Genomic DNA, 22,300 nt, shown 5'->3' with positions numbered 1-22,300 from the left:
TAGTTAGTTAGTTAGTTAGTTAGTTAGTTAGTTAGTTAGTTAGTTAGTTAGTTAGTTAGTTAGTTAGTTAGTTAGTTAGTTAGTTAGCTAGCTAGTTGGTTGGTTGGTTGGTTGGTTGGTTGGTTGGTTGGTTGGTTGGTTGGTTGGTTGGTTTTGGCTTTTTATAATTATTGGAGACTTTTTTAGTTTGATTTTGGCCGGTGATGGGGGCGTTGGTTGGAGTGGAGGGTATTTGAAAATATCTCCCAATAGAATAGAAACTTAATTTAAAAGCTTTATATACATTATCATTACTGCTTATAATGGAGTAGTGATCATAGGCTAATCAGAAGGTTGTGAAAGTTCTGCAAAATTGCGATAAAAAAATATTTTCGATCTAATCACCCCGCATTCAAATAGATGTAAAATAATAAAAAGTCAATGTGGAAAGCCGTAATTATATCTCATCTAATAAAATTATTTTTGATCAAAATTGATTAAATCCTTAATTGAATGAACTAAGTGCACGTAGTTAAAGAAAGAGAATTTGATCATTTTTTAGAAATTAAAATTTTTAATGTAACCTTTAAAAAAATTAACAATGAAAAAACTAGAATTAAAAAATTTGACGGTAAAAAAATTGACTAAAGGAGAATTGGCTACAGTAAAAGGAGGAACTGAAGTGCTTCCGCATACATCTGGACCATGTAATCAAGAATCTGTTTGGCCGGTAAAATGTACTTCAAAAGCTTGGAATTGTACAACTAATTAATTTTAGAATATTTTTGGAGATTCAATATTATTGAGTCAATAATTATATTAGAGAAGAGTGATTTTCATAATTAAATGAAAATTGCTCTTTTCAATATTATTTTAAATATAGAAATTGACATATAAATTTGCTCAGAGTTTTTTGATATGGATGAGATACTTTTAAGAATAGAGCATAACATATGGGAATGTATTGATGGAGAGAGAAAAATTGGTCTAATGGATGGCTTGTCAGGTATAGCCCTTTTTTATTATAATTTGCATGAAGTTTTTGGAATGGATGAGCATCAGAATAAATTATTGCTTATTATTGACAAAATTGACACTCTTATTCAAGAGGAGAACACTTCCATGACTCTTTGCAGTGGGATAGCAGGGTATGGAATAACACTTCTAAGAATAAAAAATAATCTACTCGATGTAGATGAAGAGTATCTTGCAGCTATTGATTTAATGCTACAAGAAGAACTGTTTGAACAAACCTCTGATAATAACTATGATTACTTGCATGGTGCAATGGGGATTGCAAAATATTTTCTAGAACGTTACAAATCTTCAAAAAATCGTTTGGCTCTTGAAATATTAACAAAGTTTACCAAAGAACTGATCAAAAAAATTGCCGTTAGATTTGAAGATGTATTGATTCAATCTGTTTCTTCAGATAAGCACTGTTACTATTTTGGTTTAGCGCATGGGGTGGCTGGATATATAAATTTTCTAATTGATGTAAAAAGAAATGTTCCTGAAATAGAAGAAGATATTAGAGAACCGCTAAAAATAATTACAGCATTTTTAAACAGTCATAGAAGAATAAATGGTTTAAAGCAATTTTATCCTAATTTAATTATTTTGGAAAGCAATTTGGAGTTAGATCCATTGATTAGCTGGTGCCAAGGAGATTTAGGTATTTCAAATGCATTATTCAATCTAGGACTTTACCTTAATGACAATTCTATTACTGACGAAGCTTTAAAATTAATCATAAATTTAAATGATATGACTCTTGATGATTCAGGAATTAAAGACTATACGATGTGTCATGGATCTATAGGTATAATACTTCAATATTTTCTTGCTTCAAATTTTTCCACCTTGAATTTTGATGTTGAAATAAATAAATGGACAAAAATTATTGGTAATCAAACAAACAACTTTAATGAATTTCTTACATATTATAATGGGACATATGTAAAGGAATATAATTTAATAAACGGCATTACAGGTGTGGGTATGGGCCATCTTGCTTTAAGTAAGTACATTACATGCCAGTGGTTAGATATATTTAACTTACACTAATTTAATAATCCATAGATTTAAAAACTTAATACTCCGTAAATAGAAATGATATTTTTTGATGATATTGTAAAAAGAGTTGCAAATTTTTCGATTCAATCGCATAATGAAAACAGGAAAAAAAGAATTGATTTTTTTAAAGAGAACCAGCTATTTAGACTTTCGATTTTAATTGCTTCTAGAAGCTTATTTGAAGACGTTAGTAAAAGCAAAGAGAATAAAGTAAAAAAATCTTTATCCAAATATTTTATAAGGGCGCATTTTAATCCAACACCTTTTGGAGTATTCAACAGTGTGGGAATGTTAAGATGGGGAGATTTAACTTCAATTAATAAGAAACACGTTTTGGCATTAAATGTTAAGTACGATAGCTTGTTCATATCTAATAGTATTAACTACAGGTCTGAAAGTGAATGGTTAAGCGAAAGTTATTGTCTTAACCCCTCAATTCATTTTCTAAATAACTCAAGAATTAGCTTTTATAAATCAGATACAGAAAAAGGGGATAAAGTTGAGCTTAAATATGTTGAGATTGACTACGACAGCGATCTGGACTGGTTAATGAACAGATTTAAAAAGGCTGTAAAAATTAATGAAGTATTAGAGGAGATAATTTTAAATGGTTTTGAGAGAGATCATGTGGAAGCATATTTAAAAACCGTAATTGACTGCGGATTAATTATTCAATATTTTCTTTTTTATCCGTATGCAGTAAAATTATCAACTGTTAATTCATATTTATATTCTGAATTGATAAAAAAGGATTTTCATATACTTGAAAAATCAAATCAAATAGATGATTTTTCAAATCAATATCTTTTGGAACAAGATTCCTTTTTTTTGTCTCAAAATTTAAAAGCAAAATATTCCCACGCAGTTAATTCATTCGATACTGCAGAAGGAACTTTAAACTCGGATTTTAAGGAAAAAATTAATCGTTATATTGATTTTACCATTCAATATAATTCACATTCTAACCACCGAAATGATTTAATAAAAAAATTTATAAGTAAAATTTCTGAACGTTATAACGATGGATTTATTCCCATGAGTAAGATATTTAATCCATATTCAGGTATAGATTATACATCACTAGCATCTACTTATGAATTAAAGTTGGATAAAAAAGTGCTAGGAAAGATATTGGCTGAAACTGAAACCAGTATATATTTGGACATGCCGGTTGATAATAATATTAAAAAAAAGGCAACTAAACTTCCTGCGTCATTTAGTGTTATGGCAGAAGTTTTAATATGTAAAAAAACAAATGAAAGTGTTTTATATCTTAAATCCTTAGGGGCCAATTCTGCTTTAAATCTAGTAGCTAGATTTAGTGATGTCACAAACGATCTTTGTCAGGAAATCGTCAATTTCGAAAAAGAAGCCAATAAAAATAAGATATTAGCAGACATTAATTGCATAGGTACCTTTAGAAGTATCAATGTTTCTAGCAAAAATCAATTTTATGATTTTTCAATTCCTATTAATACCTCTTCTAGTGATGAAAATTCAATTTTAATTTCGGATATTTTTTTTCATTTAAATGGAGATGATGTGCGGCTTGTATCTCAAAAATATAAAAGGCAGATATTGCCCAAGATTACTTCATCTATAAATCCTAATCTTTCGGATTCCGAAATATATAAATTTTTATATGATTTTGAATTTTACAATCAGGAAATTTACGGGATAAATTTTGATTTTAATTCATACAGTTATTTTAAGCCATATATACCGAGAATATATCTGGAAAAGAACGTATTGCTCTATCCGGCACAAATATTATTAGTAGATAAAAAATACACATTTCAAGAATTTGAATCGTATCTAGCCGAAAATATTAAAAAGCATCAATTTTCAACAATGATTAGTATTTCTGAGGGAAATGGCACCATATTGCTTGATACGGAAGATGAGGATGATCTTGCGATCATTTACGAAAAAGTTAAAGAGAAAAATTATATCTATATTGCTGAATCATTATATGATTCTTTTAGCCCTGGAATTGAAGACAGCTCGAATTCGAATTATGCGCACGAGTTAGTAATTGGTGTAAAAAATACAGAATATTTTCGGAATGATTTCTCATATGATAATGTGAAGGAAATTTCAAACACTGACCAGAGCATTCCTTTAGTCTCCGACTGGCTGTATTTGGAGGTCTTTACGAATTCATATTCCAGTAAAGATATTTTGAAATATATTAATGCAAACATTCTTAATGATTCAAAAATAGATTTATTCTTTTTTGTTAATTATCATAATCCTGATAAGTGCATAAGATTAAGATTTAAAACAAATTCACAAAAAAGTAAAGAGAATATAATCGGCAAAATCCACCATCTTAAAAATATAAATCATATTAGCAGTTATCATATAAAATTATACGATCAGGAAATTCACCGATATGGAGGGATACAGTTAATGGAATTAGCAGAAAATATCTTTTGCTTAGATAGTAAAAATGTTATAACTATGGTGTCTGAGGAAACATTAAATGATGATATACTTAAAATAATTGCTATACTTAAAATAAAAAGCTATCTAGAAATGTTTAATTTTTCGCTAGATGATATGATTGAATTTTGTGATCAGTCAATAATCTTTTTTGAAAGAGAGTTTAATTTAACAGTTGAATTGAGAAAGTCATTTAATAAGGAATTTTTAAGTATTAAGTCTAAAATACATGACTTTCCCTTTAATAATTATTTGGACAGCGGCAACTTAAAAAGAGATATCAAAATAGAATTGGGAAGTGATAGATCTGTAATAGGCGGTTATGTTTCAATTTTAATACATATGAGTATGAATAGGCATTTTGAGGATAATCAGAGATTTAATGAATTTCGATCCTATTATCTAGCTAAATCGTATTTAAATCAAGTCAAATTTACAAGATCCATATAATGAGAAAAATTTTAATCATTTTATATATTCTATTTCTGCAAACTGGATATGCCCAAAATAGCGTTAGTGAGGTTAAAAAGCTAGTTCTAACGGGCAAAGTTTGGGGTTTTTTGAAGTATTATCATCCAAATGTTGCAGATGGAAGTAAGGATTGGGATGGAGAATTGTTGCAGGTTTTACCTAAGATTGAAAGGGCGCGAACAGCAGATGAATTCTCAAAAATTATTGAGGACATGGTTGACTCCTTGGGAATAGTGAAAGAAGCAAAAAACATTCCATCAAAAGATGTCATTTATTTTAATCGAAATTTTGATTTGTCATGGATAAATCGGAATGATTTACTCTCTAAGAGTCTTTCCGGCAAACTTAATTTTATTGAGAAAAACAGATATCAAGGCGTGCCGTTTTATGTCGGTCAAACTGAAGCTGGAAATGTGTTTTTAATGAATGAAAACTTTTCTGATTTTAATTGGCAAAAAACAGATTTACGCCTTTTGGCATTATTCAGATATTGGAATGTAATCGAATATTTTTATCCATATAAGTATTTGATGGATCATAATTGGAATGAGACGCTAGAAGAAATGCTGCCTAATTTTTTGAATGTTAAAAATGATGACGATTTTAAATTAGCAATGCTAAAGCTCGTTGTCAGAATTAATGATACCCATTCCAATTTTTATTATACATTGTCTAAAAATAAAGGGAAAATTAGAAAATTTCTGCCAATGAAATGTATAATTTTAGATAAGAAAATGATAGTGACTGAAATATTAAGTGATTCATTGGCAAATTATTATGATATTAAAATTGGAGATGTTATTGGTAAAGTAGATAATAAAGCCATCTCGGAAATCATCCAGGATCAAAAAGAGTTTATAAGCGCTTCTAATGACTCCGCATATCTTCGAAATCTGGTCTCGGAAATTTCATCTAATTATAACGATTTTATGGATTTGGAAATTGCACGAGGCAAAATAACAACCAACAAAAGAATCGAATGTTTTGACTATAATTTGTCTCATAGTAATGAATTTAAAAAATCAAAAAAAGAGAAATACTATATATTGGATGATAATATAGGCTATGTAAATATGGGTAAACTTAAGATTTCTGATGTGGCAGATATGATAACAAAGCTTAGAAACACTCAGGCCATCATTTTAGATGCGCGAAACTATCCTAAAGGAGCTAATTTTGAAATTTCCAATTTCCTCAACTCTAATTCAAAAGCTTTTGCCAAATATACTGCACCAGATCTTAGCTATCCGGGTAAATTTTATTGGCAAAAGGAAGTTCATTTTTGCGGTATAGAGAATAAAGACAATTATAAAGGAAAAGTAATAATACTGGTCAATGAAAACTCAATAAGCCAGTCAGAATGGGCTACTATGTGCTTTCAAACAGCAGATGATGCTACTGTAATTGGCAGTCAAACAGCTGGGGCAGATGGCAATACCAGTCACATTGATTTTGTTAAAGATTATGACGCTCCTTTTTCAGGAATTGGCGTTTACTATCCTGACGGCAGAGAAACTCAAAGGATTGGGATTATTCCTGATATTAAAGTTGAACGCACAGTTTTGGGTATTCAGCAAGGAAAAGATGAAATTTTAGATCGAGCCATACTTTTTATCAAGGAAAAAAAATGATTTTGTCATTATTGATGTCTCATCACAAACCGCAATGCTTAATTAAAAATTTGCAACATAAATTGTTGTGGATTATAGAATTAAAATTCTCTTTTTCATTAACATTAAAAAAGCCTTACTAATTTGATTTCTTTTCCTTTTTACAAACAGGCCGATCAAAAAGATTGCGGACCTACTTGTTTAAAAATCATTGTTAAATATTACGGCAAAACAATAAACATTCAAGAGCTACGTGAAGTAAGCGAAACAACGCGTGAAGGAAGCAATATGCTTTTTTTGAGCGATGCTGCTGAGAAAATCGGTTTCAGGACTATAGGAGCACAGTTAAGTTTAAAAATATTAGAAGAGGTGCCTCTGCCATGCATTCTCCATTGGAATAATGACCATTATGTGGTGCTTTATAAAATTAAAAAGGGGAAATATTATATTTCAGATCCCGCTTTTGGTCTTTTAGAATACAATAAGCAAGAGTTTGTAAAGTTCTGGATTGGCAATAATGCCGATGAGGAAACAAAAGAAGGCATTGCCTTATTGATAGAAGCAACGCCTAAATTTTTTCAATCTGAATTTGATAAGGAAGAAAATACAGGATTAGGATTCCGTTTCCTTTCCCAATATCTGCTGCAGTACAAATCATTTCTTATCCAGCTTGCTATAGGACTTTTAGCCAGCAGTTTGCTCAACCTAATTTTTCCTTTTCTGACACAGAGTATTGTTGATGTCGGAATCCAGAATCAGAATATCCATTTTATCTATCTGATACTTTTTGCTATGCTTTTTGTTTTTGCAGGAAGAACAGGCTTAGAACTTATCAGAAGCTGGATTCTATTGCATTTATCCACTAGAATCAATATTTCTCTCATTTCAGATTTCTTTATCAAATTAATGAACCTGCCTATTTCTTTTTTTGATGTTCGAATGACGGGAGATATTATGCAGCGAATAAATGATCATCGCCGTATCGAGAAAATACTGACCACATCATCTCTGAATGTTCTTTTTTCTGTAATTAATATGTTTGTTATGGGCGGTGTTCTGGCCTATTTCAATCTGCAGATCTTTTTAGTCTTTTTTGCAGGAAGCGTATGTTATTTTGCATGGATTGTTTTGTTTTTGAAAAGAAGGGAAGCATTAGATTATAAACGTTTTGCTGAAGTTTCCAATGAACAGAGTAAAGTGATGGAACTCATAAACGGAATGCAGGAAATTAAGCTTCACAACGCCGAAAAGCAAAAACGATGGGGCTGGGAGTATGTTCAGGCAAGACTTTTCAGGGTTTCTATAAAAGGGCTCGTTTTGGAGCAGACACAAACCATTGGTTCTTCTATTATTAATGAATTAAAGAATATCTTTATCATCTTCCTGTCGGCCAAATTGGTAATTGACGGTTCTATAACGTTGGGTATGATGCTTGCCATAAGCGCGATTGTAGGCAGTTTAAATGGTCCGATTACACAGTTAATTGAATTTGTGAGAGAATTGCAGGATGCTAAAATTTCGCTGGCCAGATTGTCTGAAATTCATGAGAAAGAAGACGAAGTGCAACAGGAAATCAATCAGACCAACGAAGTGCCGCAAAATGTTGATATCGAAATTAAGAATCTTTCTTTTCGATATTTAGGTTCAGACGTTCCCGTTTTAGATAATTTAAACCTGATAATTCCGTGCAATAAAGTAACCGCGATAGTAGGAGTCAGCGGAAGCGGTAAAACAACCTTAATGAAACTGCTTTTGAAGTTCTACGAACCCGAAAAAGGAGAAGTTCTTATCGGAAATTCGCAGCTTAGAAATATATCGCAAAGCGCTTGGAGATCCAATATTGGCGGCGTAATGCAGGAAGGTTTTATTTTTAGCGATACCATTGCCAATAACATAGCGATTGGGGTTGATAGAGTTGATAAAGAAAAACTGCTTTATGCGGCAGATGTGGCCAATATTAAAGAATATATCAGCGAATTGCCTTTAGGTTTTAATACCAAAATTGGGGCAGAAGGTCTGGGAATGAGTACTGGACAAAAACAGCGCTTATTAATTGCAAGGGCAGTTTATAAAAATCCTGAAATTCTATTTTTTGATGAAGCCACTTCAGCTTTAGACGCCAATAATGAAAAAGAAATCATGAAAAAATTGGATATCTTTTTCAAAGACAAAACCGTAGTTGTAATCGCGCACCGATTGAGTACAGTAATGAATGCAGATCAGATTGTGGTTTTGGACAAAGGAAAAATCATCGAGATCGGAAGCCATTCTGCATTGGTGGAACAGAAAGGAAATTATTTTGAATTGGTTAGAAATCAGCTGCAATTAGGAAATTAATCATGAACGAAGATACATTTGAATTAAGAAGCGAAGAAGTGCAGGATATCCTGACCAAAGTACCGCATTGGATGATACGATGGGGAACAGTTCTAATATTTGCCATAATTATAATGCTGTTTTTTGTTTCGTGGTTTGTAAAATATCCAGACGTTGTAAGGACAGAAATTGTAATTACTACTAATATTCCGCCAGAGAAAATAGTATCAAAAACCTCTGGGCGCATTGAAGCCATTCTGGTCAGAAATAAAACCGTAGTTGCCAAAAACAGCACATTGGCAATTATCGAAAATACAGCCAACTACAAAGATGTTTTTCTGCTAAAAGAGATTGTGGACAAATACGATATAAACAATTCTAAAAAAGAGTTTCCTTTTGAGTTATTAAAAAACAAACAGTTAGGTGAAATAGAAAGTGCATTTGCAGTATTTCAAAAAGATTATCAGGCGCAGGAATTAAACCAGGATCTGCATCCTTTTGAAATAGAAAGCAGAGCGCAGCGATCAGAAAAAATTCAGATAACGGAAAGATTAGAAATTCTGCAGCAGCAGAAAGTGATCAACGAGCGCGAATTGGAGCTTCAGAAAAATGAAGTTGCCCGTTTTGAAACTTTATTTAATAAAGGAATTATTTCGGCTCAGGAAATGGAAGCCAAGAAATTGAATTTTCTTCAGGCGCAAAAGAATTACAGGAGTTTATTGTCATCAATTTCCCAACTGAGGTCTTCTCTTATTGACAATACAAAATCGAGCCAGAATTCGCAGATAAACACCACCAGAGAAGAAGTTAATCTCGGGCGCAGTGTTTCGCAATCCTTTTATCAGTTAAAGAAAGTAATACGCGATTGGGAACTGGCATACGCCTTAAAATCTTCGATTAGCGGGAAGGTCACTTTTCTGCAGGTTTGGAATGAGAATCAGACCATAAATGTTGGCGACAATGTATTTTCGATTATTCCAGATGCAAAAAACAGCTTTATTGGAAAAGTAAAAGCACCGGCTTTAAATTCAGGAAAAATAAAAGTGGGGCAGAGAGTCAATATCCGTCTATCAAATTACCCAGATCGTGAATTTGGAGTTCTAAAAGGTGAAATCAAAAACATTTCTTTAGTGCCAGATAAAGATGGAAATTTATTGTTGGACGTGGCACTTCAAAACGGTTTAAAAACATCTTATAATAAACAGATTGCTTTTCAGCAGGAAATGAAAGGAAGCGCAGAAATTGTAACCGAAGATCTGCGTTTAATCGAAAGAATTCTGTATCAGTTTAAAAATATTTTTGAACAGATATGACTACTGTATTAAACTAAAAGAAGCTTAGTTAGTTAGTTAGTTAGTTAGTTAGTTAGTTAGTTAGTTAGTTAGTTAGTTAGTTAGTTAGTTAGTTAGTTAGTTAGTTAGTTAGTTAGTTAGTTTTGTGTTTTTAGATTGTTTTTAATTATGGGAGATATTATAATTTTCATTTTGGCCGGTGATGGGGGAGTTGGTAGTGGAGTGTAATTTTTAAAAGAAGAACTTGCTTTAATAATATTTGTAGCGTGTTGGTTCGAGTCTTGTTCCCGCTACAGAGAATAACCCATCAAAATTTTGATGGGTTATTTGTTTTTTATTACCTGCATCAAGCCCTGTAAATGTTGACACTAACCTAAAAACAAGGTTAACCTTATTGGTTAGATATTGCCTGTTTTCAGCCCTAATTGATAATCCCTCAGGAAATACCAAGTTTTGAATTTTTATTTTACTCTCTATATCTCCCTCACTCCAGTACTTACTGATGTTCGAGACTTTTTCAACTACCTTATCGATATGTCTGTTGTGGTTAGATATTTTTTTGCCATTGGAGTATATCTGGCTTTCAATCATCTTTAATTCGGTCTCAAACTGAAGCGCATACCTATTGTATTTATCATCTCCAAAATTTGTATTCTCAAAATAGCGTTTATCCAAATTCTCAATTTTAATTTCAATATCTTTTTTCTTTAGAAGTAAGCTTTTCGTTTCCTCTTTAGCCTCTGCGTTCACAGCGTCAAAAAATTTATTTAACTGTATTTTAAAAGGCTCTACAAATTTTGAGTTTAATGTATACTTTGACAATAATCTTTCGAAAGAATCATTCAAACCTTCCATTTTTGATTTTTGAGTGGTCAGAGCATTAAAACTGGCATTTTTACATTTTTGACATTTGTAATAATGTGCTTTCTTTTTTCGAACCTCATAACTTGTCAGCAGGCATCCACACTCGCATCTTAAAAATCCTGTGAGGGGTCTTAACTCATTGACTTTAGTTTTACAATATTCTTTAACTGTAATCACGTTGTTTTCCGAAAGCATATTATCAACTTTCAAGAAGTCTTCCTCACTAACTAAGCCCGCCCAGTTTCCTTTTACTGGTTCTTCAATTAGTGCATTAACTAAGATTCCGCAATAAAATGGGTTGCGCCACATGGAACTAATCCCCTGCTTTGAAATAATCAAATTCAGTTTTTCAAGTTTCTGTCTGATCACATAATCTCTTTCCCCTGCAAGTTTCCATTTCCATGCCTTTTTTAAAATCTCTCCTTCCTGATTAATTGTAATAGACTGCGTGTCCTGCATTAAGGCATAGTCGCCTACTTTTCTTCCCCGCATTGTATAGCCTCTTGGAGCTTTGCCAAGCCAGTTCCCTGACCGTAGCAGTGCTTTCATGCCAGGAATTGTTTTCTCTAATCTGTCCATATTTTCCCTTCTGGCGTCCAAAAGCTTGCTGTAAATATCCAGTTTACTGTATTCATCATTGGTGCATAGTCCTGATGATGTCTCAATTAGATGAACACCCAGTTTATCCACTAGTTCATGTACTATAGTGATAGCGTTGCCTCCTGTTCTGGAGAACCTACTGATAAATTTAATGGCAATTGCGAAAGGTTTCTTCTTTGAGTTTTTAACTTCTTCCAATAGTTTTGTAAACTCTTTTCTTGTAAAATCTCCCGAGGCGCTTTCATAAGTACCTCCAAGTATGTTCTTAAGTGTATAGCCATTCCTAGATGCGAACTGAACTATTTCACTGCGCTGTTCCTCCAGACTATTATTTACTAACTGTAATTTTGAGCTTACCCGAGTGTAGCCCCAAATTTCTTTTACCTCATCTTTTTGAGTTAGTTTTTCTTTTTGGAATTTTTTGAAATTTTCAATACTCATACTCTTAGTTTTAAAAATTATAAACTATTACTGCTAATTGAAACAGGCTTTCAATTATCTCCTGACCTTCCGCTTCTGATATTGTTTCAAAACCTTTACAACTTCTTAATTCTTCTATAGTTAATTTTTGCTGATTCTTTTCGGTTTTTTCTTTCTTATTGCCAGAAGCGCTCTCTCTTTGTTCGAGCATTATATTTATGCTTTTAGCATGTGGCTCTAATAAGTCCCTGCCAATAGTGGTTTTTCTTTCATCCGTTCTTTCATTTCTCATTGTTTACCTCCTACTCCAAACTGTAAAAGACCGCTTTCACGATCTTTACTAATTACACCTAATTATATTTATTAAAATAAATATAATTAGACATGTTGGGAGCTATGACGTTTATAGTGCCACTGGTACTCTTTGTCTTTTAAAGTCATAATATCCAAAGTGAAAATTGCAGGCTTACAACATATTTCAATAATTAAAGCTTGGCAAGAACATAACCGAAGGTGTTTTTTCGATAAACAGCAATTAATGAAATCTTACCAATGTATCTTATCAATTCTTTATATATAGTACACTGAAAATCATGTTTCATACATTGGACGGGAATTAAATACGTCTGCAGACTTATAATTCTTGAAATTTCGCTGTTATGTCAAGGTTTTATATTGTGCTTTTCTTCAAATTCCTCTGTAAGCTGTATTATCTTTTTGGATAAAACAGCTAATTCTATTGTCTGCCTTTCGAGTTTGTACAGATATGCCGAAGCTTTCTTTTCGGAAAATTTTTGATATAAAATCTTTACAACCTGATTGTAATTTAACCCGACAGCACTAAACTGGCTGTAAAAGGAGGTCAGGCGCATATAATAATCCATTGTCGCTTTATCAATCTTAACTATTTTTATTCCTTTTTGAAAAACACACGCTGTGATAAAGTGTGCCATTACATGCATCCCTGAGGTTTCAAAAAGAGTCAGGAAACGGGCATTTTCTTCTGCAGTAAGACTGATGGAATAGCGGTGGACGGCGGGATCTATTTTGGAAGGTCTTCCGCCTTTATTCCGATTCTTTTTTTCGTCATTTTCCATAACTTGTTAATTCAATTTCTTAAAACAATATAAAATATACCTAGAGTTAAAATCCAATTTGGAAGTGTTTGGATGCAGTTGGAAGCATTTGGCTTATTTGTTCCTAGTCCAGTCCTAAACCTTTTAAATTGAAATTCTTTTTATTTATAATTTATCCAAAGAAATAATAAAAAGAAATCGAAGATATGACGGGCTGAACAGTCTGGCAAAAAGACTTCGGCATAATGCCTTGCTCGTGCCTCACAAGACACCCTTCGGGACTTATTCCGATTCCTTTTGGCCTGTCTGCATCCCGTCCTTTGAGATTGCTTTCTTTTTCTTTTTTCCTTTTTTCCGTTTTCTTTTGGAAAAATATTTTTTGTAGGCACTGCTGGACTGGCGTAGCACCTGCTGACCGTTGTATATACTTGCACGCTTGAGTGCATGACTGCTTGCAGGTGTGCAGGCAGGAATGCCAACCTGCATACATGCTTATCTGCGCACTTGAATACGTGATTGCTTCATTACTTGATTACTTGAATACCTTAAGACTTGCCTACCTGCATGAGTAAATAATAATATGCACAGGTAGCCACTTTAAGTTTTAAACCTAATGGATCTAATCCTTAACACGCATATAATAAAACACTTAACTGCATTATCTTTTATTTTTTATAACTCAATGCCATTATATTTCTTAAATTCACATAAGTATAGAATTTGAAATTTAAGAAATGGAAAAACGTAAAATTTACGATCGCGATTTCATACTAAAAGCAGTACAAATGGCACGCGAAACAAATCCCATTAAGGTGGCTAAAGAACTGGGCATAGCTACCACAAACATCTATAGATGGCAAGCTGAATTTCAAAAATACGGAACAGAAAGTTTCTGCGGGCGTGGATATTTTAGAAACCCCGAACAAAAAAGATCTTCTGAACTTAAAAGAAAGCTTAAAGAATTAGAACTTCAAATTGAAATTTTGAAGAATGCAAGCAAATATATCCCTGAAGGGAAACCAATGATTTTTCATTTTATTAAAAACAATTTAAATAAATATCCGCTTTGGAAAATGTGTAAAGTTTTAGGCATAAAAGAATTTACATATTATCGATGGAGAGATAAATTACTTTCTCCCAAACAACTTCAAACAACTTTAATAGATAAAGAAATAACTTCTATATTTTATGAATATAAAGGGCTGTATGGCAGTGGAAAAATTACTGCAGAATTACAAAGTCGAGGTTTTAAATTAAAAGAGTGTTCGGTATCTTTTCATATGAAAAAACTCGGTCTTGTAAGTAAGCTTAGTAGCAGACATAAAACATCTGGCTCATCATTTATTCCCCATAATCCTTGTATCTTTCCTAATGTTCTAAATCGACAGTTCAAAGCTGACGAGCCTTCTCAGATTTGGATATCGGACATAACAAGTTTAGAAACAGTGGACGGACTCTTATTCCTAACTATTATTATGGATTTATTTGACAGAAAAATTGTTGGATGGAATTTGAGTGAAGGGTTGACAATAAAGGAAACTTCTTTGCCCACTTGGGAAATGGCTATTCAAAATCGTAAAATAAAAAAGGAATTAGTATTTCATTCCGATAGATCCCCTCAATATGCTAATAAGGTATTTACCCGTAGATTAAACACATATAAAAATATTACACGAAGTATGAGTCGAAAAGGAAATCATTTAGACAATGAGATCCCTAAAAGCTTTTTTATTTCACTTAAATCTGAACTAGTTGATTTAAATATGCTTTCGACTAAAGAACAAATGGAAAAGAAAATACGAGAGTATATTGAAAATCTTGATAAAAATATATTCTGATGTAAATTATCAAACTTCTGACTATGAAAAAATACGAACGTCATTTCAAAGAGAATGCAGTTATATTAAGTTATAAGCGAGGGAACAGGCAAACTGCAATCCTTGCAAGAGAGCTAGGAATAGCTCCAGATTATTTGTATAAATGGCGACAAGACTTTGAAAAATTTGGAACAGGAAGCTTTTGTGGATCGGGTCACCCTAAATTGACTCCTGAAAAAGCCATAATCAGTGACCTTGAAAAAAAAATTCAAAATTCAAAAATTACCCTCGAGATTCTAACTAAAGGGATCAAATTTGTTTCTCAAGGAAAGATAATGACTAAAAACTTTATCGAAGAAAACAAATCTAAATTTTCAATTGCAAAAATGCTAGATGTATTACAAGTCTCGGAAACCACATACTACAGAAAGAAAAAACAAGAACTTACAGATACAGAATCTCGAATTATTTTATTAAAACAAGAAATCACATCCATATATTATGAATTCAAGCGAACATATGGATGTACAAAAATCACAAAAGAACTTCAAACCAGAGGGTATAAAATAAAAAACTCATCAGTAAAAAAATACATGAGAATGTTGGGCTTGCGTAGAAAAGTTAAAAGAAAGTTTAAGGTAACAACTGATTCACACCATAATTACTATGTAGTTCCAAATATTTTAAATAGAGAATTTACAGTTAGTGAGCCTGCTAAGGCGTGGGTTTCAGACATAACATATATACAAACAACAAAAGGCTTTTTATATCTTACCATTGTTATGGATTTATTCGATAGAAAAATAATAAGATGGATTTTAAGCACCAAAATGAGTACCAAAGCAACAATTTTACCCGCTTGGAAAATGGCAGTTAAAAACAGGAAAATCACTAAAGATTTAATCTTCCATTCTGATAGAGGTGTTCAATATGCTAATAAAATTTTCACCAATACATTAGATTCTTACAAGTGTGTAATACGTAGTATGAGTCGCAGGCAAAATCATAATGACAATGCTGTTTGTGAAAGTTTTTTCAGCTCTTTTAAAAGAGAATTAATTAATGGGAATAAACTCCTAGCCAGAAAACAGATGAGAGCTGATGTATATGAATATATTGAAAATTGGTATAATAAAAAAAGAAGGCATTCATTTTTAGACCATAAAACAATCGAAGAATTTGATAGATTACATTTCATATAGTCACACTATATATTCATAATCCGGCATTGCATTAGTTTGCATCGCAATAATAACTTAACCCATTACAATAAAAAAAGGGCATCAAGCCTTCAATTAAATCATACCTAATATTGTGTTCACCAGAACACTGCAAGTTGTGTTTTGAGATGCTTGAAATGAATTCAGCATCTCAAAACAACTTGCCCTGCGGGAGCTAGAAAACACCTCCGAAGTCGGCGTTTTTAAAATTAATAATGAAAAAAAATCAGTCCGCACTGCTTTTTTCATTCTGCTTTAAATATTTCCTGTGGAGGATGTCCAGCAGATCGCCCTCTTCCAATGGAATGAGCATTTCAATCACTTTAAGAAGGCTGTAGACATATCGTTCAGTCTGCTTGTGATTGTTCTCACTTATTTCAATTCCCTCTAAAGCCAGCATTCCTGCTTTAAGCAAATCCATAATCAGAATAAAAAGATCAGAATACCCCTTAACATTTATGTTGAGATTGTATATGTCTTTTCTTGTTTTTGAGGCAGGTTTGAGCATTACAAAATAATGCTCTGGATTCTCAACCATGTCCCTTAACTTGATTTTATTTTTTTCCATATCAATATATTTTATCAGTTAACATCGATCATGTCCGAAATGATGCAGTAATGTTATTATTCTGCATGGTCTGTAATAAGGCTCACTTTTTTATTTTTTCAATCCCTCTATCACGCATAAGCTGGCTTGCATCAAGCATCTTGACAAGATAAATATAGGGAGTGATCAGGTCATAATCAAACTCTTCAGTGAATGGAGATAATGACAGGTGCGAGATTTCAAAAAGGAAAAATTCAAATTCATCAATGGTATTCTGCTCAAATGCTTTTTGAAATACTGCGAAAGGATTCTCATACTCCTGCTCTGTCAGTGAGGCCATGTCAAGTTTTGACTTACAGGCGCATGATGCTTTAACTTTCCATTTTCTGTTTTTGTACTGCAGAAGAAAACATGCTTTAACAAAAGAGCTGAAAGCGCTGCGAAATACAAACACCTCTCCTGGATATCTTATCCTGCATACTTCTGTTTTATGTATATACAAAAATGTCTCACTGAGTACCTCCTTATATGAATCAAGATGGGCAAAGTCAAAAAAAGCATCCATAACCTCAAAAGGATTTTTAATCTCATAGCCTGCCCAAAACTTGGTTTCAAATGATTTTATATTCTTTTTCATATCACGTTACTTTTTCTTTCTTTTTTCAATGCCTCTCTCATTTATAAGCTCTCCTGCATCCAGCAGTTTTATCAAGTGGATATATGGAGTAGTTATATCAGAGTCGGGATCAGAACCGAAAGGAGATAATGAAAGCTCTGTGATTTCGCTCAGGAAGAATTCAAACTCCTGCAGTGTTTTCTCTTCAAATGCATTTTGAATCGCCAGATAAGGATTGTCGTATTCCTCTTTGGTCAGGGAAGAGAGATGAAATACCGTTTCAGTACGGGTTGATTCTTTCACTTTCCATTTTTTGCTTTTATCCAGCATCCAGTAGCAGACTCTGACAAACGAACACACAGCTGTGTAAAAAACAAAAACGTTGCAGGGAGTTTCCTGCTTATACACTTTACCCTTATAATGAGTTTAATAATTTAACGAAATCGATATAGTGGATTAGGTAAAAAAAAATACTCGATTTAAGAGAAAGAACTGCTGGCAGACAATCCTTTCTCCTTTCCATCATTTTATAACTATAATGCCGTCAGCTTTTCAAATAAGGAATAGCATAAGACAATTTGCAGAATAGCCCAAAACTGCCATTTTATATAATCAGGGTGTGGTTAAGCATACGCGGTTTTGTAATAGCAGTAATAATCTTAAACACCAGTCCAATCTTTCTGTTTACGCTGAAATTTGCAATGCGGCGAAACTCAGGAAGAAAAAACTCTAATTCTGAGGACGAAATTATGTAATCTAAAATGACTGCTGTGTGTCTTTTGTCACAATTGAAGTTAGAGGATTATAATTTTTTTTGATTTTGCAAACAGCTGGGCCTGAAGTGTGAAATTGACATTTTCGCTCGATGCTTTGCTGTACTGATCTGTGATATTACAGTCATTTTGACCATATTATATAATGGAAATAAAGATTTTTTTTAAAAAATTTAAAAAAGTTTTTCTAAAGCTTTCTTTTTATTGAATTGCTTCATTGCAAAAATAAGCCGGCTTTAATTTAAAACTGAAAAGTCTGACAAAATGTTAGATAATAATTTAGAAGATAATTGTTGGTAGATCATCTATTCAGGAAGATCACTTAAATGTCCATTTTTGAAATGATTTAAATTTTTAAGATTAAATTATTATTCTGAAAACCGCGTATTGCATGAGGTAAAAATGAAGTGTCTGTTAAATAGCATATTAAGGATATGTTTTTTCTATTATTTAATATATTTGCCTAACTACTTTTGTAAATGTTCTGTTGAAAGCATGATTGTTTTCCTGAAAAACGGCTCTTTTTGATAGTTATTTTTGTAAGATTTTTAAATCAAAAATATTGTACCTTATTTGTACCTCATTATAGCTGAAGCCTTTTAAAATAAGGATTGCTAATTTCTGCATCGGGAAATAAGATTTATAAAATTTTCAACGTTAATCTTTTCACTGTTAACCTATTTTTTGACCACTTTCATTAAGAAGGCTTTAATGATATACTTTGTCATGTCATAATACAAAAGTTTTTGCATTATGTTATTTTTGAGTTAATATCTATTTGAAGATTTTTTCATGGAAGTTAAATTGATATTTTTAAAATCTAAAAATATACTTTTTAAAAATGACCCTAAAGTTATTAAAGAAAACTGCCATAATTATTTCAACCTTATTTTTACTTTTAATAATTGTTCTGACAGTTGTACCTTATATATTCAAAGATGAAATAACAGCTAAATTGGAAAGTTTAGCGAATGAAAAACTAGACGCAGACGTGCGTTTTGATGAAATTGGACTTTCTGTTTTCAAACATTTTCCAGCTTTAACGGTCTATGCAAAAAATGTTAGTATAGTCAATAAAAAGAACCATTTTACAGCAAGAAATGTTGTAAAAGCAGATAGGGTATCAGCTGGTGTAAATTTTTACAGCTTGATAAAAGGCAGGATTGTTCTCGACGCTGTGTATTTGGATCAAGCAGATTTAAATCTTGAAATTGATCCTAAAGGGAATGCCAATTTTAATATTTTAAAACCCAGCACTTCTACCGATACCACCGAAACAGAATTTAATATTAAAAGGATTGTTATAAAGCAAACAAACATTTCGTACAATGATAAAAGTGCCCTTTTAAAATTCAAGGTTCAGGATCTTAACTATAAAGGAATAGGAGATTTGAGTGCAGCACTTTTTGATCTTGATTCTAAAGTAAAAATAAAATCATTCGATTTCAGTTTAAACGGTGTTGATTACGTTCGTAGTAAACCGATCAATGCCGAAATTACCACTTACATAGATGCTAAAGCGCTTAAATTTAAGTTTGAGCGAAATGTCATTCGTATTAGAAATTTTCCATTTTCATTTAATGGATCTTTTGCATTTATAAAAGGAGGTTATGATTTTGATTTACGCATGCAGTCTAAAAATTCTACCTTAGAAGAAATGCTTTCGCTTGTGCCTCCAGCTTATGACAAATGGCGAGAACAAATGACCATTACGGGTAATATTGATTTTAAAATATTGGCACGAGGCAAATACATGCAGGATCAGTCAGAGAAACCAGTTGTTTCTGGAGATTTGCAGATTAATAATGGTGCAATTGTTTATAAAAGAATTAAAGATCCGGTAAAAGACATTAATATATCGGCTAAAGCGCAGGTCAGAGATTTAGATATCAATAAATTAAAATTTGATTTGGATAATCTGTCTTTTAATTTGGATAAAAAGCAGACAGTAATTAATTTTCATTCAGAAGGTTTCAAAAAACTGAAAATCAAAACCGCTGTAAAAGCAGCTATAGATTTAGGAAAGTTAAAAGATGCTTTACACCTGAACGACCATGAGATTCGTGGAGAAGTTGCTCTAGATTTAAAAGCCGATGGTGTTTTTTTGAGAGACTTAGGTTTCAGTCCGCGTTTAAATAAAATAGATACCATAATTAAAAGTATTCCTAAGTTTCAATTAAACGCAAGCTTGAAAAATGGATATCTGAAAAACATAAAGAAAACAGACGCGGTAAAAAACGTAAATTTCAATTTGAGCTTAACAGCTAAAGACAGTATTTTACGCAACGTTTCGGGTAAAGTAACCAATTTGAATGCAGAGGCTCTGAATAATTTTGTCCACGGACGCTTTGAGCTTCATAAATTATATCCTTTTACTGTAGACACAGAATTGGAGTCTAAAATTAATCTGGCAGAAGTGCATAAATTTTATCCATTAGACAGTTTGGAGATTAAGGGAGATCTTAATTTAAAATTGAGTATGCATGGCATTTTAAACCGTAAGCAGAAAAAATATCCGTCATCAAAAGCAATCGTAAATATTAAAAATGGGTATTTAAAAATGCTTAAATACCCTAAAATACCTGTTGAAAATATAAACATAAATGCAACTGCCATAAGCCACAATGGAACTGGAGAAGATTTGAATGTAAAGATAATGCCTGCGGAGTTTGTTCTGGCGGGATCACCGTTTAAAGTTCAGGGAGAAGTCAGCAATCTTTATGATTTAGTGTATAATATCAAAACTCAAGGCACTTTAGATGTTGGCAAATTAACCCAGATATTTCCGGTAAAAGATATGAGCATTTCAGGCGTTATTCAGACCAATCTGATCGCGAAAGGATCTAAAAAAGATATAGAGACTAAAAACTACGGGAATATTAAAAATGGGGGAAAACTAGAAGCCAAAAATGTAGTGATCAAAAGCGCCATGTTTCCAGAACCATTTGAGGTTTCTAAAGGAACATTTAAGTTCTTTAAAGACAAAATGCGTTTTGAGGAATTTAACCTTACTTACGGTAAATCAGATGTTGTGCTAAACGGTTATATCCATAACGTATTGCGCTATCTATTTAATAGAAAGCATTTAAGGGAGTCCAACGAAAAACTTAAAGCTGATATTGAACTTTTTAGTAACCAGATTGACGCCAATGAGTTTTTTGATATGATTGCCAAATATACAGATCAGAAAGCGGAAGAAGAAGCCCTGCAGCAAACAGATTCTGCTGCTGTTAAAACAATTTCTAAAAACACCACAGCTAAAAACAAAAATTACGTTATCAGGATTCCAAGCACAGCCGATCTGAAAATTGCAGCGAAAGTAAATAACCTTCAGTTTGATACGTATAAGATTAAAGATTTTATAGGAACTCTGGCGGTTAATAACCGAAAAATTAAGATAACAGAAGCTGCTTTTAGTATGGCAGGCACCAAAATTGAAATGTCAGGAGAATATAAAGCTCTGCATAGGCGTTTGGCTAAATATAATGCGAATTTTAAAGCCAGCAATTTTGATATCCAGCGTGCTTATGCAGAGATTCCGATCTTTGCTGAATTGGTTAGTATGGCTAAAGATGCTTACGGTTTGGTTTCGGTTGATTACCAGCTTGGAGGCAATATCGATCAGAATATGGATATTGATTTTAAATCTATTGATGGTGAAGGAACGCTGACTTTGGAAGATATTAAATTTAAAAATTTTAAACTTTTAAACCATGTAGCGAAGAAAGCCGCTGCTGCCGACTTGGAAAAAGCTTCATTTAATAAAATTGCAATTCATTCTGCTATAAAGAATAATGTGGTGACAATTACTCCTACAACTATGAAAATGGCGGGATTTAGGGGCAAACTCGAGGGGCAGGTTACTATGGATGGAAAAATAAATGTCGGGTTTCGTTTAGGATTGCCGCCAATGGGACTTATAAATGTTCCGATGAAAATTACGGGTACCGCAGATGATTTTGAAATTTCGACAGGTAAATTTAAAGAAGATGAAACCTTTGCAGAAGAAAGCGAACTTAAAAATCTGAAGCCAGAATATCGCAGAAACAGAGTGAAAGATACTTTAAGTTTATCTGAAACAAAATAAAGGACTTTAAAGCACTATAAATTTTGTTTGGTCTTACTTTGATAATTGTTTATATTTAATAAAGTAGACGAAATATCAAAAGTCGAAATTA

At 32.4% G+C, this 22,300-nt stretch carries 15 protein-coding genes; 9 read left to right on the top strand and 6 right to left on the bottom strand.

Annotated features, from left to right (window positions below; translation table 11 throughout):
* The first annotated feature begins 580 nt into the window (after positions 1-580).
* The 6 genes from AC3E9W_RS18410 (at position 581) to AC3E9W_RS18385 (ending at position 10,210) form a co-directional block, all read left to right on the top strand.
* Positions 581-751, top strand: a complete 171-nt coding sequence (locus AC3E9W_RS18410) for a hypothetical protein (protein ID WP_488769509.1) — start codon at positions 581-583, stop codon at positions 749-751.
* 146 nt (positions 752-897) lie between these two features.
* Positions 898-2,046, top strand: coding sequence for a lanthionine synthetase LanC family protein (locus AC3E9W_RS18405; RefSeq protein WP_488769508.1), 1,149 nt, complete (start codon positions 898-900; stop codon positions 2,044-2,046).
* 45 nt (positions 2,047-2,091) lie between these two features.
* Positions 2,092-4,950: a lantibiotic dehydratase gene (locus AC3E9W_RS18400; RefSeq protein WP_488769507.1), complete on the top strand. Its 2,859-nt coding sequence runs from the start codon at positions 2,092-2,094 to the stop codon at positions 4,948-4,950.
* Entirely contained in the window at positions 4,950-6,602 is a 1,653-nt protein-coding gene (locus AC3E9W_RS18395) for a S41 family peptidase (RefSeq protein ID WP_488769505.1), read from the top strand. The genes AC3E9W_RS18400 and AC3E9W_RS18395 overlap by 1 nt, the downstream gene beginning before the upstream one ends.
* Before the next feature lie 123 nt (positions 6,603-6,725).
* On the top strand, positions 6,726-8,918 hold the full coding sequence (locus AC3E9W_RS18390) for a peptidase domain-containing ABC transporter (protein ID WP_488769504.1): 2,193 nt from the start codon (positions 6,726-6,728) through the stop codon (positions 8,916-8,918).
* 2 nt (positions 8,919-8,920) lie between these two features.
* Positions 8,921-10,210, top strand: coding sequence for an HlyD family secretion protein (locus AC3E9W_RS18385; RefSeq protein WP_488769503.1), 1,290 nt, complete (start codon positions 8,921-8,923; stop codon positions 10,208-10,210).
* 228 nt (positions 10,211-10,438) lie between these two features.
* Here AC3E9W_RS18385 and AC3E9W_RS18380 read toward each other — a convergent pair whose 3' ends face one another.
* The 3 genes from AC3E9W_RS18380 to mobA form a co-directional block, all read right to left on the bottom strand.
* A complete protein-coding gene (locus AC3E9W_RS18380; RefSeq protein ID WP_488769502.1) occupies positions 10,439-12,094 on the bottom strand; it encodes a recombinase family protein in 1,656 nt (551 codons plus the stop codon).
* Positions 12,095-12,104: 10 nt separating this feature from the next.
* Positions 12,105-12,365, bottom strand: coding sequence for a hypothetical protein (locus AC3E9W_RS18375; RefSeq protein WP_488769501.1), 261 nt, complete (start codon positions 12,363-12,365; stop codon positions 12,105-12,107).
* 370 nt (positions 12,366-12,735) lie between these two features.
* Positions 12,736-13,170, bottom strand: a complete 435-nt coding sequence (gene mobA / locus AC3E9W_RS18370; RefSeq protein WP_488769500.1) for a conjugal transfer protein MobA — start codon at positions 13,168-13,170, stop codon at positions 12,736-12,738.
* 713 nt (positions 13,171-13,883) lie between these two features.
* On the opposite strand from mobA, the gene AC3E9W_RS18365 reads away from it, so the two are divergent.
* Both AC3E9W_RS18365 and AC3E9W_RS18360 read left to right on the top strand, forming a co-directional pair.
* Entirely contained in the window at positions 13,884-14,987 is a 1,104-nt protein-coding gene (locus AC3E9W_RS18365; protein ID WP_488769499.1) for an IS3 family transposase, read from the top strand.
* Positions 14,988-15,010: 23 nt separating this feature from the next.
* Positions 15,011-16,168, top strand: coding sequence for an IS3 family transposase (locus AC3E9W_RS18360; RefSeq protein WP_488769498.1), 1,158 nt, complete (start codon positions 15,011-15,013; stop codon positions 16,166-16,168).
* A 244-nt stretch (positions 16,169-16,412) separates the two neighbouring features.
* Here AC3E9W_RS18360 and AC3E9W_RS18355 read toward each other — a convergent pair whose 3' ends face one another.
* The 3 genes from AC3E9W_RS18355 to AC3E9W_RS18345 all read right to left on the bottom strand — a co-directional run bounded on the left by AC3E9W_RS18355 (position 16,413) and on the right by AC3E9W_RS18345 (position 17,652).
* The gene (locus AC3E9W_RS18355) at positions 16,413-16,754 is read right to left on the bottom strand and encodes a hypothetical protein (protein ID WP_488769497.1); all 342 of its coding nucleotides are present in this window, start codon (positions 16,752-16,754) and stop codon (positions 16,413-16,415) included.
* An 82-nt stretch (positions 16,755-16,836) separates the two neighbouring features.
* Positions 16,837-17,370 (bottom strand): hypothetical protein, encoded by a 534-nt coding sequence (locus AC3E9W_RS18350; RefSeq protein WP_488769496.1) that lies wholly within the window; start codon positions 17,368-17,370, stop codon positions 16,837-16,839.
* Between the two features lie 6 nt (positions 17,371-17,376).
* Positions 17,377-17,652, bottom strand: coding sequence for a hypothetical protein (locus tag AC3E9W_RS18345; RefSeq protein WP_488769495.1), 276 nt, complete (start codon positions 17,650-17,652; stop codon positions 17,377-17,379).
* Positions 17,653-18,963: 1,311 nt separating this feature from the next.
* On the opposite strand from AC3E9W_RS18345, the gene AC3E9W_RS18340 reads away from it, so the two are divergent.
* A complete protein-coding gene (locus AC3E9W_RS18340; RefSeq protein ID WP_488769494.1) occupies positions 18,964-22,209 on the top strand; it encodes an AsmA family protein in 3,246 nt (1,081 codons plus the stop codon).
* The last annotated feature ends 91 nt before the right edge of the window (positions 22,210-22,300 follow it).

Source organism: Flavobacterium sp. 38, from assembly GCF_057799715.1.
This window is presented reverse-complemented; position numbering and strand designations above follow the sequence as displayed.

Bases quoted from the DNA above. Each gene is read 5' to 3' on its own strand.
- AC3E9W_RS18380 (WP_488769502.1), bottom strand. From the start codon at position 12,094: ATGAGTATTGAAAATTTCAAAAAATTCCAAAAAGAAAAACTAACTCAA.
- AC3E9W_RS18385 (WP_488769503.1), top strand. From the start codon at position 8,921: ATGAACGAAGATACATTTGAATTAAGAAGCGAAGAAGTGCAGGATATC.
- AC3E9W_RS18355 (WP_488769497.1), bottom strand. From the start codon at position 16,754: ATGGAAAAAAATAAAATCAAGTTAAGGGACATGGTTGAGAATCCAGAG.
- AC3E9W_RS18360 (WP_488769498.1), top strand. From the start codon at position 15,011: ATGAAAAAATACGAACGTCATTTCAAAGAGAATGCAGTTATATTAAGT.
- mobA (WP_488769500.1), bottom strand. From the start codon at position 13,170: ATGGAAAATGACGAAAAAAAGAATCGGAATAAAGGCGGAAGACCTTCC.
- AC3E9W_RS18410 (WP_488769509.1), top strand. From the start codon at position 581: ATGAAAAAACTAGAATTAAAAAATTTGACGGTAAAAAAATTGACTAAA.
- AC3E9W_RS18340 (WP_488769494.1), top strand. From the start codon at position 18,964: ATGACCCTAAAGTTATTAAAGAAAACTGCCATAATTATTTCAACCTTA.
- AC3E9W_RS18400 (WP_488769507.1), top strand. From the start codon at position 2,092: ATGATATTTTTTGATGATATTGTAAAAAGAGTTGCAAATTTTTCGATT.
- AC3E9W_RS18365 (WP_488769499.1), top strand. From the start codon at position 13,884: ATGGAAAAACGTAAAATTTACGATCGCGATTTCATACTAAAAGCAGTA.
- AC3E9W_RS18405 (WP_488769508.1), top strand. From the start codon at position 898: ATGGATGAGATACTTTTAAGAATAGAGCATAACATATGGGAATGTATT.
- AC3E9W_RS18350 (WP_488769496.1), bottom strand. From the start codon at position 17,370: ATGAAAAAGAATATAAAATCATTTGAAACCAAGTTTTGGGCAGGCTAT.
- AC3E9W_RS18375 (WP_488769501.1), bottom strand. From the start codon at position 12,365: ATGAGAAATGAAAGAACGGATGAAAGAAAAACCACTATTGGCAGGGAC.
- AC3E9W_RS18395 (WP_488769505.1), top strand. From the start codon at position 4,950: ATGAGAAAAATTTTAATCATTTTATATATTCTATTTCTGCAAACTGGA.